This is a genomic window from Paenibacillus sp. OAS669, assembly GCF_014873645.1.
GTDB classification, from domain to species: Bacteria; Bacillota; Bacilli; order Paenibacillales; family NBRC-103111; genus Paenibacillus_S; species Paenibacillus_S vulneris.
In genome coordinates, this window is record NZ_JADBDR010000024.1 from 15,524 (window position 1) to 33,114 (window position 17,591).

11 protein-coding genes are annotated in these 17,591 nt (G+C 47.2%); 1 reads left to right on the forward strand and 10 read right to left on the reverse strand.

All coding sequences use genetic code 11. The features are described from left to right. Nucleotides 1–821 precede the first annotated feature (821 nt). From GGC63_RS32125 to GGC63_RS32140, 4 genes are all read right to left on the reverse strand, one after another. On the reverse strand, nucleotides 822–1,046 hold the full coding sequence (locus GGC63_RS32125) for a helix-turn-helix domain-containing protein (protein WP_028547616.1): 225 nt from the start codon (nucleotides 1,044–1,046) through the stop codon (nucleotides 822–824). A 223-nt stretch (nucleotides 1,047–1,269) separates the two neighbouring features. Beyond that, on the reverse strand, nucleotides 1,270–2,394 hold the full coding sequence (locus tag GGC63_RS32130) for an alginate lyase family protein (protein ID WP_225948648.1): 1,125 nt from the start codon (nucleotides 2,392–2,394) through the stop codon (nucleotides 1,270–1,272). 26 nt (nucleotides 2,395–2,420) lie between these two features. Then, complete coding sequence (locus GGC63_RS32135; protein ID WP_192705751.1) at nucleotides 2,421–3,458, reverse strand: zinc-dependent alcohol dehydrogenase; 1,038 nt, start codon at nucleotides 3,456–3,458, stop codon at nucleotides 2,421–2,423. Between the two features lie 111 nt (nucleotides 3,459–3,569). Then, nucleotides 3,570–4,433, reverse strand: coding sequence for an AraC family transcriptional regulator (locus GGC63_RS32140; RefSeq protein ID WP_192705752.1), 864 nt, complete (start codon nucleotides 4,431–4,433; stop codon nucleotides 3,570–3,572). Nucleotides 4,434–4,569: 136 nt separating this feature from the next. Here GGC63_RS32140 and shc point away from each other — a divergent pair, with 136 nt between their 5' ends. Next, complete coding sequence (shc, locus tag GGC63_RS32145; protein ID WP_225948649.1) at nucleotides 4,570–6,456, forward strand: squalene--hopene cyclase; 1,887 nt, start codon at nucleotides 4,570–4,572, stop codon at nucleotides 6,454–6,456. 69 nt (nucleotides 6,457–6,525) lie between these two features. On the opposite strand, the gene mscL is transcribed toward shc, so the two are convergent. From mscL to GGC63_RS32175, 6 genes are all read right to left on the reverse strand, one after another. Beyond that, nucleotides 6,526–7,002: a large-conductance mechanosensitive channel protein MscL gene (gene mscL / locus GGC63_RS32150; RefSeq protein ID WP_192705783.1), complete on the reverse strand. Its 477-nt coding sequence runs from the start codon at nucleotides 7,000–7,002 to the stop codon at nucleotides 6,526–6,528. Nucleotides 7,003–7,405: 403 nt separating this feature from the next. After that, nucleotides 7,406–8,059 carry a YcnI family protein gene (locus GGC63_RS32155; protein WP_192705753.1) on the reverse strand — a complete coding sequence of 218 codons (654 nt, stop codon included), beginning with the start codon at nucleotides 8,057–8,059 and terminating at the stop codon, nucleotides 7,406–7,408. 132 nt (nucleotides 8,060–8,191) lie between these two features. Further along, complete coding sequence (locus GGC63_RS32160) at nucleotides 8,192–8,863, reverse strand: response regulator (protein ID WP_079909963.1); 672 nt, start codon at nucleotides 8,861–8,863, stop codon at nucleotides 8,192–8,194. Next, entirely contained in the window at nucleotides 8,860–9,681 is an 822-nt protein-coding gene (locus GGC63_RS32165) for a sensor histidine kinase (RefSeq protein ID WP_192705754.1), read from the reverse strand. Before GGC63_RS32165 ends, GGC63_RS32160 begins: the two co-directional genes overlap by 4 nt. Nucleotides 9,682–9,815: 134 nt before the next feature. Continuing rightward, nucleotides 9,816–16,187, reverse strand: a complete 6,372-nt coding sequence (locus GGC63_RS32170) for a CARDB domain-containing protein (RefSeq protein WP_192705755.1) — start codon at nucleotides 16,185–16,187, stop codon at nucleotides 9,816–9,818. 9 nt (nucleotides 16,188–16,196) lie between these two features. Beyond that, nucleotides 16,197–17,402: an S-layer homology domain-containing protein gene (locus GGC63_RS32175; protein WP_192705756.1), complete on the reverse strand. Its 1,206-nt coding sequence runs from the start codon at nucleotides 17,400–17,402 to the stop codon at nucleotides 16,197–16,199. Between the last annotated feature and the right edge of the window lie 189 nt (nucleotides 17,403–17,591).

Below are 17,591 nucleotides of genomic sequence, written 5' to 3' on the forward strand. Positions count from 1 at the left end.
CTTAACTGGTATGACTGGTCACACGGGGCTGACAGGGCCTACGGGGCCAACTGGACCTACTGGACCAACGGGGCCCCCGGGACCTCCAGGGTCAGCCGGCCCAACTGGTCCTGTTGGGCCACAGGGTGAACCTGGACCGACGGGACCCGCTGGCGCCGGAATTGCACCAGTATTTGGTTCTTTATATTTAACTGATGAGGTAGGGGACGGAGGTACGGGTGAACGTATCCAATTTAATACTCCTGGTAATTCGAGCGGCGTTACCCCTATAAACAGTTCCTTAAAAGTGGGGAGTTCTGGTGATTATTTAATTACCTTTTCTTTCACAACAGCGATATCGCAGCCGTCTGGCTCTATCGTAGTTAGATATCTCATAAACAATACCCCAATTCCAGAAGGTCAAATTACACGCCAAGAAAGTGTACAGCCTGGTCTAGCTTCGATAAGTAAGCAATCAAGTACAATCCAAATTCCATTATCACAGGGCGATACTGTGCAAATGCTTATAGTATCTGCAGGTGGAAACGTACAATATTCAAATTGTGCCTTAACCCTAACAAAGGTTGATAATTAAACTTCTTGAGAGTGTGCCCTGCAGGAACGCAATCCCCTGCAGGGTACTTCATTTTCAATACAAAACCGAGCTATACTACCACTACCGGTTAAATAGCAGTAAAAAAACTACTGCGTTTTTCTTGTGCCCTAAAAAACTAATATCATATATAAACAAACCAAAGAGCCTCCCCGCGCATCTTCCGAGGGAAAAGCGCTTAAGAAGGCTAAGTAGGACTAGACTGTGCAAAGCGGGATTGCCTGACTGATCAGATGGTTAGCTCCCCAAGCTTGATCAGCTCGACAACTGCTTGTGAACGACCTTTTACATTCAGTTTTTGCATGACGTTAGAGATATGGTTACGCACCGTTTTCTCGCTGATAAACAGCTGTTGTGCTATATCCTTGGTAGTTTTGTCCTGCACTAACAGTTCGAAAACTTCGCGTTCACGATTGGTTAGCAAAAATTTACTTTTGTGGTCGCTGCCCTTCAAATGTCACCCCTCCTTGCTCGGGTTTTTGTATCATTACAAGGTGTAGGGATACAGTCAAAGTTAGTTTATGAATGGCTCTATCTATTGGTGCAGTAGCTGAAAAAAATGGGCTTTGCACAGGGGGAAATTTCTATAGTACCAAGCTTACCCGCTCCCGGACAAGAGAAAAAAACAGGAAGCGCCTGTTTGGACACAGACACTTCCTGTTTGGATTTCCTTTGCCTCATAACCATAGGATCGGCTGGCGAACCGCGATATTGCGGCGTACCTCCGTATCGGTGGGATCCGGGTCTAGCTCCTTCCACAGCTGGATATAGTCCTCCTCCCCGAGTGCAAGCCCCGCAAATAACAGGGAGGATACTTTAGCCGGCCAGCCTTCAAAATGCTCCACATCCGGAGCATACGGCCAACGGCTCTTGTCCTGCAGATAAGGGAATAAATACGATAAACCTTTACGGATTCCGCGGCCATCCTGCAGCTCGAAGCTCCACAAGTTATCCTCGGGCGTCGATAAAATATGGCACAGCGTCACCATATTATCCAGGACAAATATCGCATACCCGTACGGCTTTGTTCTCGCCAATTCGCGCGGGAAGCTGCCGTCCTCCGCCATTTGCTCGGGAAGCAGCTTCTCTTTATACCGCTGTCTGCAGAAGGCGAGCATTTCCTCATTTCCGGTAAACCACGCGAATGCCGCTGCCTGTACGAACCAGCATACGGAATGGTTGTTGTCCGTATTCATTTCTTCAATTCCGTTAGGATGGGTGCTCATCCATTGTAAATAATCGCTGAACCACTGCTTTAACCCCCGGTAAATCTCCTCTGTCATTGCCTGCGACCCTTTTAGCGCTTCTACGGCAAACGGAATATCGATCAAATGCAAGGTATCGATGATGCCGATGCCGCGGCCCGCACAAATGCCCGGAATAGCCTGCGCGTAGGGCAAATGAGGATTCACCAGCGTGGCCTCGTCCAGAAAAAACTCCTTTACGAATTGAACCGCTTTTTCAGCAAATGCTTCATTACCGGTCAGAGCATAGGCTGCAGCCAGATTTGCCGTATGCGTTCTCATGCTTCTTAGTCCAAGACGATGGCTGTCAAAATTGTTCGGATTGCTCTCGCCATCCCGGCGTATGTAAGGAAGTCCGTCCGGCGTATCGGGGTTCGGCCACCAGTAATCTCCATTAGAGTAAAAATCGTGGATACCGCCCTCGCTCATCCTGGCTATGCTGTCTGTAATATGTATCGCTGCTGCTTGAAGAGACGCTTCCGCATGACGTAGAATCCACTCTTTATCGAATAATGCATGCGTGTCCCTCAAGCCGCCGGAAATCATTGGATTGCTCATCTATCATCTGCTCCTTTAGGTGATGCTTAATTGGCCTTCATCTCACAATCGATCATCACATGAATCGTATTGCCCTTATGCTCGTTTCTCAGCTTGAACGCCTCAGCAACTTGGTCCAGCTTGACGACATGCGTAATCATTTCCTCGGTATTTACCAGTCCGTCAAGGACAAGGCGTAATCCCTGGTCAAAATACCGCCGGTTATCGATATCCCGTTTCGGTTCCGTAGAGAAAATATCCAGGCGCTTCTTATGAATTTTGAAGAAATCGACCGGCTTGTGACAGGTTCCGATGCAGCCATACATGACAATACGGCCATTTTGCGCGGCAGCGTTGATGGCATCTACCATGCCATCGCCTTCCAGCAAGCATGGAATGACGACGTCGAAGCCATCGGGAAAATCCTTGCCCACGATATCCATCGTATTAGCGTCAGCCGAAGGCATTTTGTAAGTGTGGGTTGCTCCATATTTGCGAGCCAGCGCCAGCTTCTCGTCGAATAAATCCGTAACTACGAGATTGCGGGGACTGAACAGACTGACGACTTGGGTCATAACCAGGCCGCTCACACCTTGTCCAGTGATAAGCACATTTTTATGAGGAGAGATCTCACCCAGTTCCGCGGCATGGATAACTCCCGGCAGCACCTCTATTAGAGACCCTTCAATTAACGGCAGGTCTTTGGGCAATACCTTGACGGAAAACGGCGTACAGCACACATATTCCGCGAATGCCCCCCAAATATAACGAAGAGCTACCGGATCCCCGACCTTAAGTCCGATCACATTAGGACCTACTTTATCGATGACGCCGGCCACTTCATGACCGAGTCTTGTTGGATACGATATAAATTCAGGCTCACGGGCACCCCGAAACACTTCTACATCACTGCCGCAGATGCCGACCCATTTGACCTTAACGCGAACTTCCCCTTCTCCCGGCTCCGGAATCAGCGCTCTTTTCAGCGTAATGGTGCCAACTTCCTCCACCACTGCACATAACTGAGTCCCTTCGCCTTCATAATCTACCAGTTCCATCGGCGGAACAGACATTTTTCTAACCATAAGCTTCTCTCATCCCCTTCTCTCTTCTATCCCTTCAAATTATATCGGATGGGACTTTGGAGCGAACAGAGATAAACTTCATCTGTTTGTTGCCATTATTCAGGTTCTTCCTTAAGGTACGATGCGCCACACATTCGAAAAGCTCTCTTCCAAAATAATATCCTTGCCGATCGCATTTAATAGAGAGTCCCTATACTGGGACGGAGATTGCCCCATACGCTTCTTGACTATTTTGGAAAAATAAGCTTGCGTCCAGCCAACCTTCTCCGCGACTTCAGATATGGGCAAATCCGTGAATTCGAGATATTCCTTCGCTTTCTCCAAGCGGATCTCTTGCAAATATTGGATCGGCGTCATGCCGGTTTTGTCAAAAAATCGTTTAATTAAATAATTCGGGTTAAAACCAAACCGCTTCGACAGCAGCCCGAGCGTAATTTTTCCTGCAAAATGCGTTTTCATATAATCAACGATCGGATCGCTGGATTCTTGGAACCCGGTCTGAGTGTAGAGACCCGATTGAACCGAGCCTTTGCCGGATAAAATCGAGACCATCGTCCCCTTTAACCCGGCCTCGATGCTGATAGGATGGAAGCGGCCCGGGTTTCTGGCTTGTAGCAGAGACATTTTATACCATTGCTTGAGCTCTGCCAGCTGGGCGCTGTCGTATGGGCTGAACGGTATGACGGATGAAAAATAGTCGGTCATTTCCTTATCCGCCAATCGAAACTTGAAATCCAGCGTAACGCTCTGCCCCGTAAATCCAAAGCCGTGTGAAATCCCTTTCATAAATAAATAAGCGTGTCCTTCCTGCAGATCGCATTCTTGCTGTCCCATCATTACTTTCCCGTGGCCGGACAATACAACCAGGAGCTGATCATAATCGGAGTGAACATGAGTCTCCACCTGACTGCCCTTGGAGTAATCAATCCGCGCTGTCCAAAGCAGCGTCAGCTGGGAATCCCGCAATAGTTTCATAGACACCCTCCGAATCGTAATAATCCTTTTACTCTTTTTCCCTAGTTTATAATAAAACGTTGATAGAAACCAGATAAACGCTCTCTCACACCAAGCATAGCAGACTCCTCGAAGCATACAAATAGAAGATAGACGCATGAATCGAGGTGAACTGATGAACCAACACATACTTGCACAAATTCATGAAATGATTGCCCGATTGCAGAAGCTGCAGCAGCAGGACGGCTCGTGGCGGCTCTGCTTTGAAACCGGTCCTATGACCGACTGCTATATGATTCTGCTGATTCGATCGCTGCAGCTTCCGGATCATGAGCCGCTCATTCGCAAGCTGGCGGAACGAATTGTAAGCACTCAGCAGGATAACGGGGCATGGAAGCTTTTTCACGATCAGCAGGAAGGCGATTTGGAAGCAACCGTCGAAGCTTATTACGCGCTTGTCTACTCAGGCTACTACTCTGCCGATGATGCCCGCTTGCAAAAGGCCAAGCAGTTTATTCTTGCCCGAGGCGGCCTTGCTCAAGTAAAAACGATGCTTACTCAAGTCTTTTTGGCTGTCACAGGACAATCCCCCTGGCCTGATAAACTGAAGGTTCCTATTGAATTCATGCTGGCGCCTTCCTGGTTTATCTTTAACATCTACGATTTATCCGGGCATGCAAGAGTTCATCTGGTCCCTGTCATGATCTTAGCTAACGCCAGCTACTCTATCCGCAATGAGGCTACACCGGATTTATCCGAATTGTATGCGGGAGAAAAGCTGCCCTTTAGCGGCCACCCCTCCTGGATTACCGCCATTCATCGGCTGTTGGAAGCGGCTCCGTTCCTCCATGCCCCGCTTCACGAAGCCGCGCTGGAGAAAGCAGAAAAGTTCATGCTGGATCGAATGGAGCCCGACGGCACTTTGCTGACCTATTCTACGGCAACGATACTGATGATTTTTGCCCTGCATTCGCTAGGGTATAAGAATCACTCTCCTGTACTAAACAAAGCCATTCACAGCTTAAGCACCTTATTGTGTACGAATGAACATAAAGCCCATTTGCAGGTATCCACTTCAACGGTCTGGGATACGGCTATGATCAGCAATGCCCTTCAGCAGGCAGGCCTATCCTATCGACATCCTGTTATTCAAAAAGCGGCGGAATACCTGCTGCCTCGTCAGCAAACCCGGTATGGAGATTGGTCGCTGCGCTGTCCCGGCACTCCGCCTGGCGGCTGGGGTTTTTCCAATGTCAATACACTGTATCCCGATGTGGACGATACTACGGCGGCCCTTAGGGCCATCAAGCCTTACACATTCCAATCACCACAATATAAACAAGCATGGGAAACCGGTTTGCGCTGGGTGCTTGCCATGCAAAATGACGACGGAGGCTGGTCGGCTTTTGAAAGGGAATCTACGGAACGGATGGCCCACTTCTTTGCGTTTGACCATGCAGAAGATATTATATTGGACCGCTCCACCGTTGATTTAACGGCACGCACGCTGTTGCTTCTAGGGAACGAGGCAGGGCAGAGCGTCACCCGTCTTCCTGTGCAAAAAGCCGCACAATGGATCATTCGTCAGCAGGAGCAGGACGGCAACTGGTTCGGGCGATGGGGGATATGCTACATTCACGGCAGCAGCGCTGCGGTGACAGGACTGATTGCCGTCGGTATCCCGGTGCATCATCCAGCCATAGAACGATCGGTCCGGTGGATGCTGTCCATCCAGAATGCGGATGGCGGCTGGGGTGAATCCTGCTACAGCGACATACAAAGAAAGTATGTTCCATTGAAACACAGCACCCCTTCTCAAACTGCCTGGGCACTCGATATGCTGATCGATACACACGATCGGCCTAACGAAGCTATAGATCGAGGCGTTCGGTGCTTGATCGAATTGCTGCATACCTCGGATTGGAGATCTGCCTATCCCACAGGCTCCGGCTTTCCGGGAAGCGTTTATGTCAATTATCATAGCGAAAATTGGATATGGCCCTTATCGACCCTCTCCAAATATAGGCGGAAGTACAGCTCGTGAACTTGAAGCAGGTTTTTCATCTTACTGAACAAAAAAACCGCCTTTCGGCGGTTTTTCCATTTTCATCCATTAGTTCATCGTGCGCGGCCCTTCCATGGAAGCGGCTGGCTCCACATAGGCGGTGCAAAACTTGCAGCGGACAGCTTGTTTCGGAATATCCGACAAGCACTCGGGACATTCCTTCGTTTCCTTTTTCGGATCAGGCTTGTCCTCTTGCTTTTTACGAAGACGGTTCAGCTGCTTCACGGAAAGGAAGATAACGAATGAAACGATCAAAAAGTCCAATAAAGTATTAATGAACAGGCCGATATTCAGTGTCGGTGCACCGTCGCTTTTTGCTGCAGCAAGAGTATCATAGCTTTTTCCGTTCAAGCTGATGAACAGGTCCGTGAAGTTGACACGGCCCAGCAGCAAACCGATAGGCGGCATGACGACATCGTTGACAATGGAAGTAACGACTTTACCGAAGGCACCGCCCACAATGACACCGATCGCCAAATCGATCATGTTACCTTTCATAGCAAATTCTTTAAATTCTTTGAGTATCTTGGACGCCATAATAGAATGAAGCTCCTTTTTCCTAGTTTGTCTCTATAATACCCGATTTCCCCCGAACGGTCGATGCCCTAAACAAAAGAACCGCTACAAAGCGGGACGAAGCTGGTCTAGGCACTTTGCACGGAGCGAGGTTCTATAAGATTGAGAAAAAAAGTCCTTCCGGCAGCTGAAGTGCCGGAAGAGCTTACTATCTAACGACCGATAAATTTCTGAGTGAACGCTTAATTGCAGGAATGGCATTTGCCGATCCCCGCCCCGATAAGAGTAACATTTTGCTCGATAAGTTATCGCTGCCCGGATGATTCCTTCATCATACCAAACTCCCGCATTCAAGCAGATTTATATCAAAAAAATCGGAGACCCTGGGCAGGACTCCGATAGGTTTAGGCTATTAGCGGCTTGCTTTTCTTTTGGACAGCGCGATGATCAATGCTATGATGCCCAGAAGTAGAGCGGCAATGGATAAGTACAATGGTGCTTGCGAAGCGGCAGGTGCTGCAGCGGCGCTGCCACTCTGATTCGCTGCTCCTTCTGGTGCCGTCGCTGTATGTCCGTGGCTGTCGGTTGCAGCCCCGGCCGGCTTGGCATTTACTTTGGTAACGGATGCCGGCTTGTCGGACCCTGCCGCTCCAACCCATTCAACCACGCTTCCGTCTTTATAGGTCTGGTATGCTTTCCAACTGATGCTTGTTGCGTTATCTGCTACTTTACCTTGCATATTAAATTCGCCGAATTCTGTTGCACCCAATCCTTCTCCGGTTGCAGTCCAAGTAACTGAAGTAATTTTACCGGAAGCATCCTTGGTCAAGTCATATTTCCAGCCCGGCTTTGGCTCAAAGCGGCTGATAGAAACGCTATCTAGCGGAAACTTGACTTCCACCTTCACGGTAGGAATATCTTTTTCATTAGGAACCCGCACTGTAAACTTCTCATAGGAGCCTTGCACGGACTCGCTTGGAAGCACCGTAACGTGTGCGCTGGCAATACCTCCGCCCAATACGGTGAATAGCAGGCAAATCATGACGATCAAATTTAATTTTTTCATGGTTCTCATCCCCCCGGGTATCATTATGTCCTTCCTTGCTTTGGTTTAAAAGGGCAGTGTCCAAGCCGAACGCCTCTAAACTACCATTTCAATTTACTCCAAACCGGACATAATGAATATGACCCCATCGGGCTATTTGCGGGATTGTTTTTGACTATACTGTGTCAACCCGTGACGGATGGCATAAGCCGTCAGCTGAACGCGATTATCGAGCGACAGCTTGGCCAATATATTTTTGATGTGGTTCTTGACTGTATTCTCGGTGATGACCAGCTGCTCGGCAATTTGCCGGTTGCTTAGCCCGCTGGCCACGCACATTAAAATTTCTCCTTCCCTTTGGGAAAGCACGCTCGGTTTAGTCTCCTCTGAGGCCTGTGCCGGCGCCGACCGGAACTGATGGAACAATCGGTCCGCCAAGTGACGGGAAATTTCACTTTGATCGTCAAGCAATCCCCGCAAATATATGATCCAGTCATCGGGGTCCATATTTTTGAGCAAATAGCCCTGTGCACCGTTCTGGATCGCCGTAAACAAATCAGCGACGTCATCGGATACAGTGAGCATGACGATTTTGATCAGCGGGTTGAGCTGTTTAATTCTCCGCGTAGCTTCAAGCCCTGACATCCCGGGCATCTGAATATCCATCAGCACGAGATCGGGCATCAGATCCTCGCACATTAAGATGGCCTTTTCCCCGCTATCGGCTTCTCCGACAATGTCAAAGCCCTCTTCGCCTTCAAGCAGCGTACAGACGGCTTGGCGCGCCAGCGGATGGTCGTCCGCAATCAACACGCGGTAATTCATAATGGCACACTCCTTTTCACAGATCCTGCTAGGGTTAGGGTCGTCCCGTTCCCGGCTGCGGATTGGATGGTCATTTGAGCTCCAAGCTCCGCGGCATGCTTGCGCATCAGGGTTAATCCGTACCGTTTCGGTGAAGCTTCCTCAGGCTCTGTATCCATGCCGATGCCGTTATCGCGTATACAAAGCCTCCAGGTCTCTCCACTGCCGGAAGCTTCAAGCTCGATGGAGGCATGATCCGCTTCCGAATGCTTGCGGATATTCGTAAACGCTTCGCGGATGATGGCGAACAGCTTAACCTCCGCGGCAGGAGATATGCTCTCCTCCTCCAAGCGGACGGATTGCTCCACAGCGATGCCGGTTATCCCGCTCCACTCCTCTATCCACGCGGTCAGTCGCGAAGAGAATGTAGCGCCTTCCTCCGGCATCGTGCGCAAATTAAAGATGGCCTGGCGAAGATGGTGGTCAATCTCAGAAACGGCGGAACGCGCTTCCTTGAGCTGTCCCTTGCTTAATTGCACATTTAGGAAAAATAAGATTTGAGCAATATTGTCATGCAGCTCCTGGGCAAGACGTTCACGTTCTTCATACACGGCTCGTTTGGCTTGCTCGGCGGATAGCCGTGCACTGATCCGGGTTATGCTCTGAAACATCCATGTTGCGAACAAGTAGGAAAGAAATAAAGTCATGATGGTGATATATAAGTTCCCGGTCTCCATGGACAATTGATCCAGCAAAAAATCATGGCGAATGTACTCAAACCCTCCGATAATGAGCGGCGGTACAAGAATCGTCAACCATTTCAGCGTTCTTAAGGACATTTGGAGTTCACTCGTTTCTTTAATCGCTTGATTTCCACCTCATTATACACTGAAAAATAAGGAAATGCCTCCGAGAAATCAGAAAACCCGGGAATGCCATCCGCTTGACGGATATCCCGGGTTTCTGAGCTAGCTTATTCTTTTCTAACGCTGGTTGCAAAATCCGTCCACGGATTTTGAATCTTAATGATGCGTTCTACGTATTCCGTATGACCATTAGGCCAGACTGCCGTAAATCGGAACAGGTATGCCCGGTCCGGCAGCTTTTCAAAGTCGTCTCTTATCATCTGGCCCTTCCAATCCTTACCGTTCGACTCGGCAAGCAGCGTCTCCTCCACCTCGGTATATTCCATATGTACCTTTACCCCGGAGGCTGGCTCGTTGGTTGTAGCGGCCAATACAAACGCCTCCCCTGACCAGAACAGATCATAAGGACGAGGACGTTCCGTTTCCCCTGTTTTCCGTAAATTATAGGCTTGCCGGTTCTCGTTCCATTGAGGTGAATGCCTTACAAATCCATCAAGCAGTAAATCTCCGACCGGAACGATCTTGGTAATGGAGTCGGATGCCCCATGAATATCGGTAACTGTAAGGGTGACCCTATAGTTCCCCGGATGGTTGTCGGTCGATGCTGATGGAATCTCGGCATGGAGAGATGCAGCTGCCGCAGAATATTCAGGACCAATAATTTCCCACTCGTATGTTAGAGGATCTCCATCAGGGTCCGATGACCTATTGATCAGCCTTACGGTATCTCCTTCAAATGCCGGCTTCGGCGTCCAATCAAAATCGGCTATCGGAGGCCGGTTAATCATCATCCAGACTTGGGGACTCCAAGGCGATACCGCATCGTATTGGTCCCAAACGCGAACCATAACCCGCATTTTCTGGCCTGTCGGCAGATCCACCGGAACGGCCAGGCTGCCGTTGGTCGATTGGGTATGCTGCCATACTTTGCCGCTGTCATAGATGACAACATTATTCTCTTCGTTGATAATTTGAATTTGGTAGTAATCGAGCCAAGCCCCAGGGTCCGGATCGGATTGTGACCAAGTCAGTGTCGGACGAAGCGTGTTAATGATCGTTGGAGCTGCTTGTGTCCCATAAGGGAAGCTCATGTAAGCAGCCGGCGGGCTGTTGGTGGCCATCCAACCGATATTACTCCAGCTGGACCAGGCTTCGCCATCGGTTACCCGTACTTCTGCCTGATATTTGCGTCCCATGACCAGCATCGTATCCATCGTCCAAGCCCAGTTTCCGTTGTACGTTCCCATGAATCGGTTTTTCACGCATTCTACGCAGCTGCCCCATTCATCCTTGATGTTCAAGTCAAACAGCTCGTACATCGTAGCAGGATCAGGGTCGGACTGATTCCATGTAATCGTTGGCTGCAAGCTCACCGGCGAAGGATTTGCAAAGGTGCCGTCTGGGAATGCCAGGACTACGGTAGGCGGATGATTTGGTGCCGGGATGCAGCTGTCGCACACATCAATCATTTGCTCGAACCAATCTGACCATGCGTTGTACTCGTCCGCTACCGCCATATATACCATATAGGTTCCGGATTCCGCAGGACGTACAAGCTTTCCGTCTACGCGCCGACCGCTTGGGGTAATATAGTAAAATTTCTTTTTGTAAATGCCGTGATTCGTTTCATATCCGGACTGGCAGCTGCCTACGTTATAGCAGCGGTCCGGATCGTAGCTGTAATCGGTCCATGTGATGACATTGTTTCCATCGCGCCCGAGGGCAAAATTCGAAATCGGTCTGCGATGGACAATCAGGTATTGTGTGTACCAATCGGAATATTGCGAGTAATTCTGGAATAGCAAATCGCCGTTGGCAATACGGTGATCCGAATGCGGATCGTCCGGTACGCGGTAATCGATCTTGTATTTCCCTACCCGATCAAAGACTGGATTTCTTATCGTAAGCGTTTGTCCGTTCAACGAGGAAATTCCGGATTTACCATCGCCAATATCTAAGAACATATTCGGATCGACATGCTCATAGTGCCATTGTGTTCTTGCATCCAGGCGAGGGTCGTTCTCGGGATCTTTATAGGCATCCTCATATATGACATTCGTATCTACGATAGCCGTTCCCGGCGTAGCATAGCTGCTGTCTGCATCACTCCATTGGAACATAATCGATTTGAATTGGCTATTATCTGCCGTACTGAATGGCCCCATCGTACCACTTGCAAAGGTGCTGTCGGAAGCCTGGATGATGAGATTGTTTCTCTCGTAAATCTTGAAATCACTGCCCGAAAGCTTAATTTTAAATGATGTCCATGTCCCTTTCTCATAAATATGTGCCGTGCTTTTAATCAGCGTTTTCCGCCCGTTGACGATCTTGTACAGATTGAGCGTGGTGTTTGTCGCTTCCAGGCGGTACATGTTTTGATAGTTTTGAATACGGAAGCCCATCCCTGCTGCCATGTTCACATGATCGATATCCGTCTTCATATCCCAAAGAATGGTACCGTTTGTGATTTGCTGTGACGAAGGCCTAATGAGTTGGCCAAACGTAAACGGTTCATTCGATGTGGTAGGCTGATCCGTGCTTGGAACGTACTCATATACATATCCTTGCGATAAATACTGATTATCCGATGTAATTTTTGCCGATTTGCCATTTGTATTGAGGGGCGCTCGGTAAATGGAGCTTTTGCTAACCGGAGCATCATTAGATAAATCCACAAGTTTTTCAACGTTCTGATAAGAGGTTACATACCTTCCCTCATCATCATCCCAATAGGTGTAAGGTTCTCTGAATGTCTTAAACCCGTAACCATTCTGATAACCATCCTTAAAGTTTTCTAAATGGGCCGAAGGCTTCCCAACCCTAGAACCTGTGGTGATATTGTTATAGTACGTTTCGGTGCCACTTGGAACCCAATTTCCATTACTATCATCATAACCATCCCAACTGCTATAAATGGTTATAACGGTGCCATCCTCCGAAATATTTTCAAAGGAGTTAGAGGCATTAGGATTTAGGTTCGGAATCCCTAAGTCGGTTGGCATTCCAGTATAACCGTCAACCTTGATTAAATGGTTCTTCCCATTGCTGTCGGCTACAAAATTATAATAATTTCCTTTGCCATCCATAGCAGCCGGAGAAAAAATAGTGTCTGGAGCTGCTTCGGGATAATAATACAGGTTTCCTCCCGTGCCTGTTCCTACCGTCTGTGGGAAGGGAGCGACATTATCAAAGCTTGCTGTTTTATACGGTGTTCCATTGCCATCTTTTTTAAAATAGGTAATTGTCCTTGAAGTCAGGTTGATTTCTGCAAAATCTTCTCGTAATTCTGTTCTTTGATATCCGTATTTTCTGTATCCATCACCCCAACGGGCAAATTCACCGCTAACTCTATAGCCTGGACCACTGTTCCAGGTCGCTAACCTATTTCCGCTTGCGACCGGAGTTGTATTCTGCTTCCGTAAATCGGACAATCTCCATCTCGTCCATGTTTCTGCGTACTTATACAAGGCGTTTACGTTATCATATTGAGGCCCATAAGTGTCAACTAGCATAAATTCATCCGTTAACCAGTTAAAGTAACCGATCGATCTTCCAGACAACCCATAGGTATAGTTAAGTTTGATCGGGTCATGGTTTGGCGAAACTAAGTGATCGCCTAGAATGAATTCGTTGTTACCAATGGATGTAGCTTCTTCTATTCGAAGCGTGGTATTTTGAATATTAATCGGCTTGCCTCTAAGTTTGATATTTTCATCCCCTAACGGCAATGAAAATAGCGATGGCCCGTCTCCCGGATATCTGCGACTACTGATCAGAGAGCCATTAGGTCCTGTTGCCCAAGAATTAAAGATACTAGGCTTGTCTAATGTCGTATTCGTCCAGCTGCCGCTTGCTAATTCACTAGCTGGATATCCTGCAACGTTCATCGGACTCGGTTCGCTGGCTTCCCCGGTGACCGTAAACGTGACTTCCGGATTATCGTTAATAACTTCAACCCAGTAATCCTTAAATGCAGATAACCCGTAACTCTCCGGTTCTTTTGCATAAACTCGGAAGCAGTAATTACCTACTCTTGCAGGGTTAAATGTGAATTCGTTGTTATCGTAGGACGCGTAGGTTTCGTACACGTTGCAAGTCCCGTTGTTATTCCAATCATAGCCGTAGCTCACACGGTAGGTTTCAATGCCATCCCCATCCGGAGAGTACGAAGTATTTTTAAATTTGACAGGCTGGCGAATCATGGAGCTTAAATATTGAAACTCAATGATCGGCGGCTCGTCCGGTGTTACGGTAATGGTATGGTAATCCGGTTCAACGGATTTCAACCCTATGTTATCAAAAACGTCCAAAGTCACGGTGACTTGCCCCGGCTTATTGAAGGAGTTGCTTGAAATATACCCACTCCAGGATGATGTCGTTCCGTCATCCCAAACGGCCGATCCGTTCCATTCGTCTCTTACATGGTCAATCGCTCTACCAGCTGGCGAATAACTTTTATCCGCATCGAGCGGCGGGTTCATTGGCCGATTCACTTTGACTTTAGTCGCCCCGCTAATAACAGGAACCGGTTCCGGTCCGATAACATCCAGATAGGCACATGCTTTATTGGAAAGGTTGCCCTTATCATCCTGGCTAATCGCACAGACCTTATGAGAGCCGCGTACATTAGCAACAATATTGTTGTAGCTTTTTGCGTTGAGAGGCTCTCTCCATTTATAGGTTGAAGGCAAGCTCTGAATCCAGCTATCCCCTTCATTAAAGTACCATGTTCGAGTCACTATATCGTTCGGGTCCGGATCTTCCTCTTTCTTCACCTTTACGCTCACCGTTGCCCCTAGCACTACAGGATCTTTAATTTCGGTGGAACCGGAATACCAGGCAATTTCGAGTACAGGCGGTTTATTGTTAGGATCTGTAATGATTTCGAACGTTTTGGGTCCGACCTCATCCGTGACGCCGCAAGACGTATGAATCTGCATCTTCACCGAAACAGTCCCCTTCATAATTCCCCCGCCATATTGCCCCATACCCGAGTCATAAGCGAAACGGTAGGATTTATCTTTCGGGCTTAGCTGCTCGTAGGGATAATATCTTGCGCTGCCCTGCGTGAAGTTGAACTGATGGGATACGTAAGTGCAGCCGTTCCCGCCGGTTACGGAAATGTTTTCCGGAAACATATTGTTGTCTTCCGTGAAATAGATCGTTGGCCGAGAGATCGTGAAGTCACCGGTGATTTTTAGGTCTGGTGGTTTTGGTGGGGTTACATCACACGCCCCTGCTGCTTTGGGTTCTACGTTTAGGCTAGCTGTGTTGTTATCTTCACCTGTTGTTCCTTCGTCTATATCTTTACCGCTATCGACAAAGACGGTAATGGTTTTGGGGACTTCGGAAGTAAACGTGTAATTGAATGTGGCTGATTTTGATTCGTTGAACCCTAGCCCAGTATAAGAATCAGACTTTATTTCCACACCGTCTACTCGGATACTGACTTTAAAATTCTTGGTGAAGGCAGGTCCTGCATTTTTTATGGTATATTCGAATATCGCTGGCTGCCCTACTGCGATACAAACATTTTTCGCAATCAAATCGGCCACTAATAAGTCTGGATTATCTGGCGGCGGTGTATCGTCGGTGTAGGCAACGATTTTCATTTTGGAATATTGGTATACTTTACCGGTTATATTCATACTCCATTCGTTGTACCACCTTAATACCATTCCATCCGGATGTGTTTCATCTTTAATAGTTTCATCACTTGGGACATCATATGTTGCTTCATAGTCAAATCTATAACGGAGTGTATTGGGGTCAATTAGTTTTGTATCAATTTGATCACTAATATTATCACGAGTAAGAGTCCCAGTTTTAATAAAAGCAAAGTCATTATCGAATTTTAACTGATCTACATCTTTAATATCTATTGTTACTTTAAGGCTAGGGATTACTAAGGTATTGGTCCATAAAGTACCTTCTCTATAATCTTTGGCAACGTTACAAGGTGCACCTTGGTTAGTTACATCCTTGTCATAGGGGCTTGTAGCAACTTTACAATATCCACTAGGTGGCGCTAAATAACTATTTGGACGAGTGCTAAGGTGATGCCTGCCATCGAAGTCATACATCCACACGACCTTATTGGGATCACGGAACCATTCGTAATAACCTTTCGGAATTCTCACGTCATCTCGCTTTGCTTCAAGTGGTGTGCCCTCAAGCTTTAGCTCGTACTTACTACCTCCTTTGCTTGGCATTGTTTTAGTTTTTGTCTTATCAGTTAAATCTTCAAGCTCTACTTTAACTACATTTGGTAAATCGACTACGTAATCGGGGTAATTGAGGGTACTATATTTTGATATAAACTTATCTTTTCCCGGTGTGTTGTCTAAAGCAATAACACTAGGATCAATGTAAACCTCTCCCAATTCATGTCTAGTTAAATCAGCTGCTTTTAATTGGTTAAGATTTATCAGGATAGGAATTGACCACAGTATTAAAATTAAAATAACTATTTTTCGCAACTGTTTCCCCTATTCAAAGTTATAATCAATTATTGATTGGTAAATCTCGGTATCTATGATTTCACCGAGGTCTTTCGCAGCAATCCTGTAGATGGATAGGAAAGGAGATTTTTTTTCTAATTTACCTTTTGGTAGGAGTTGACCAGTGATAAAATGTAAATCTGTCTTCCCCTTATCCAAACGTACAATTCCATTCATGAGTTGCTTATACTTTTCATCATATTCGGAGTACAGTGTAACATCCCTCAATCTGCCCGTTTCGTCAACAGAATAATCATTGTAGAACGGGGAGATTTCAAGCTTCGTGAATGTAAATGGTGTTGCAGCATCTAAATCAACATTAATATGATTAAAAGATAATAGTGCATAGGAATTTGTGGGAGTATCTGATCGGAAATTATACTGTTTTTTGTAATTGGCGCTCCATCTAAAATTAGAAGGAATTAACCCTCTATTGGGATCATTCAAATCATCCATATCCACTACCACATACTTTTCAACTTCAGCGTAACCGTTTGGTCCATCAAATCTTAGTAGATCATCACGAAAAGTATTCCACCCATAAATATATGCATCACCAAAATACTGCGGCAGCATCGTAATCACATTCGTCTTATGCCAATAAACCTCCGCAGCTGAAATGGCGTATTTATCCTTTGGCAGGCTCGCTCCTTCCCTAATCTTCATAATCCTTCGAATCACCGTGATCGCTTGAGCCCGAGTTGTCGGCTGCTCAGGACCTAAAGTCCCTGCGTCATCCATGCCATTAATAATCCCTTTGGACGTCGCTAGATACATCCATTTCTTGACGTCGTAATTGGCCTCCCCTGTTGCCCTTACAGCAATGCGGGCCATCTCTTCCCTTGTGATCGGGTCGTTCATATGAACGGCGGGAAATTCGTCGGCTAGATGGATTCCATTAGCAACGGCCGAAGTGACATAGGGGGCATACCAGTCATTACCGGGTTCTTCCTGCTTTTTAAATTTCAGGGCATCAATCACCAGCTTCATGAATTCAGCTCGGGTTACATTTTGTTCCGGACGAAATGTGCCATCCGGGTAACCGTCAACGTACCCTTCAGCTAAAGCAAATTCAATCTGATCCTTACCCCAATGACCGTTTACGTCGGAAAATTGGGGAGCCGCACTAGTCCCTCCCATAACAGATAATAATGAAGCTCCGGCAATAACGGCCGCCATTATCTTTTTCTTCATTTCAATACGCTCCTTATTCTCAGGTTGTCCTGCATCAGCTCATAAAAAAGCACCTCCAAACATAGGTATACTCCCTCTGTATGGCGGTGCTTCCGACCCAACAATTATGAAATTATACCACATCAATTCCAAAACTTTCCTATGCAGTTCGATTATACTAGATTCCTGTCAGATTTTGCAATACCCTTC

Excerpts from the sequence above, each read along its gene's own strand:
- GGC63_RS32130 (WP_225948648.1), bottom strand. The coding sequence starts at position 2,394 with ATGAGCAATCCAATGATTTCCGGCGGCTTGAGGGACACGCATGCATTA.
- GGC63_RS32135 (WP_192705751.1), bottom strand. The coding sequence starts at position 3,458 with ATGGTTAGAAAAATGTCTGTTCCGCCGATGGAACTGGTAGATTATGAA.
- GGC63_RS32140 (WP_192705752.1), bottom strand. The coding sequence starts at position 4,433 with ATGAAACTATTGCGGGATTCCCAGCTGACGCTGCTTTGGACAGCGCGG.
- shc (WP_225948649.1), top strand. The coding sequence starts at position 4,570 with ATGAATCGAGGTGAACTGATGAACCAACACATACTTGCACAAATTCAT.
- GGC63_RS32155 (WP_192705753.1), bottom strand. The coding sequence starts at position 8,059 with ATGAAAAAATTAAATTTGATCGTCATGATTTGCCTGCTATTCACCGTA.
- GGC63_RS32160 (WP_079909963.1), bottom strand. The coding sequence starts at position 8,863 with ATGAATTACCGCGTGTTGATTGCGGACGACCATCCGCTGGCGCGCCAA.
- GGC63_RS32165 (WP_192705754.1), bottom strand. The coding sequence starts at position 9,681 with ATGTCCTTAAGAACGCTGAAATGGTTGACGATTCTTGTACCGCCGCTC.
- GGC63_RS32175 (WP_192705756.1), bottom strand. The coding sequence starts at position 17,402 with ATGAAGAAAAAGATAATGGCGGCCGTTATTGCCGGAGCTTCATTATTA.